The following is a 1,151-nucleotide window of genomic DNA, read 5'->3' as shown; positions in this document are numbered from 1 at the left end:
TCAGTTCTACCGTTGCTAAGCTCGGAAAAGCGACACTGCTAATAAGTACTGCGAGGAGCGATCTCTTCATTTCATTTCTCCGAACTGACGACATAAAGAACATGAGCATCCGACGGCAACGAGTCGACGGGGGCATAGCCAATGCGATTAGGTTGTTCTCGCATCCACGCTAACAAGATTTCAATACTGGGTTGATCAATTACTTTGGGTGGACGCGCCTTGCCTGAAAACGAAAGGCTGGCCCAATGCGCATTCATTTGAGCCAAGTTTTTATTAAGCAGGTAGCGATAGAACTCCGTTCGTTCAACGGACGTCTCTGGCCAATCAGAGAGTTCAATTCGTTGGCCTTGTAATAGTCTGGTTTTGCCTCGGTAGAGCTTCCTCGCTTTATTAATGGTCAACGCGTCAAACTGAGCGTTAAGTGAAAAAATGGCGTAACTTTCTGCGGCAAATGCCTGATGGCTCCAAGGCAACAAAAATATAAGCAGCAAACAAGCGGAGACCAGTAGTCGCAGCGCTCGTTGATTATGAGGGGGGAGAATCATGCTCATGTGTGGCTCGCCTACATTACGTTTTCGATTTGATGCAACAGTTTCTCCTTTCTCACTGGTTTAGGCACATAAGCGTCCATCCCGGAGTCAAAACAGCGTTGAATATCGTCGTCGACCACACTGGCTGTTAGCGCGATGATCGGCGTTTTTTCGAGTCCTAAGCTTGCTTCATAAGCGCGGATCTGTTTCGTTGCTTCGAAACCATCCATCACTGGCATCATGCAGTCCATTAAAATGATGTCGAAGCCACCATCGCGCTGGAACATCTCCACTGCGATCTGGCCATTTTCCGCGACTTCAAACTGATAGCCAGCCTTGCTTAACAGTAAAGAAGCAACTTTTTGATTCACTCGGTTATCTTCCACCAATAAAATCCGTTCACGTCGCATTGGCGCAGCACTTAATGCCTCACCAACGCGTTGTTTAAATTCGGGTTCTTCAAAAGCGGGCAAGCTTGATTGGTTGAGCTTTGTCGATGCAGTTACGGGAAGTCGCAACCCAACGGCTTTATCAAGTTTCTCTTTGAGCAAATCCGCCTTAAACGGTTTTGGTACGTAGTCGTCCATGCCGACGTCAAAACATTTTTGAATATCGTCATCA

At 47.1% G+C, this 1,151-nt stretch carries 2 protein-coding genes; both read right to left on the bottom strand.

The window, feature by feature from the left end:
• Positions 1 to 71 precede the first annotated feature (71 nt).
• Positions 72 to 551, bottom strand: coding sequence for a hypothetical protein (locus R7P35_RS25520; protein WP_005485695.1), 480 nt, complete (start codon positions 549 to 551; stop codon positions 72 to 74).
• Between the two features lie 11 nt (positions 552 to 562).
• Positions 563 to 1,151: response regulator (locus R7P35_RS25515; protein WP_318093212.1), on the bottom strand; the 589-nt coding region annotated here is incomplete at its 5' end.

This window comes from Vibrio sp. Vb0304 (genome assembly GCF_033338995.1).
Lineage (GTDB): Bacteria > Pseudomonadota > Gammaproteobacteria > Enterobacterales > Vibrionaceae > Vibrio > Vibrio alginolyticus.
Note: the sequence above shows the minus strand (reverse complement) of the source record. Positions and strands in the feature narration are given on the sequence as shown.

Coding starts and splice junctions, on each gene's coding strand:
- R7P35_RS25520 (WP_005485695.1), bottom strand. CDS start 551: ATGAGCATGATTCTCCCCCCTCATAATCAACGAGCGCTGCGACTACTG.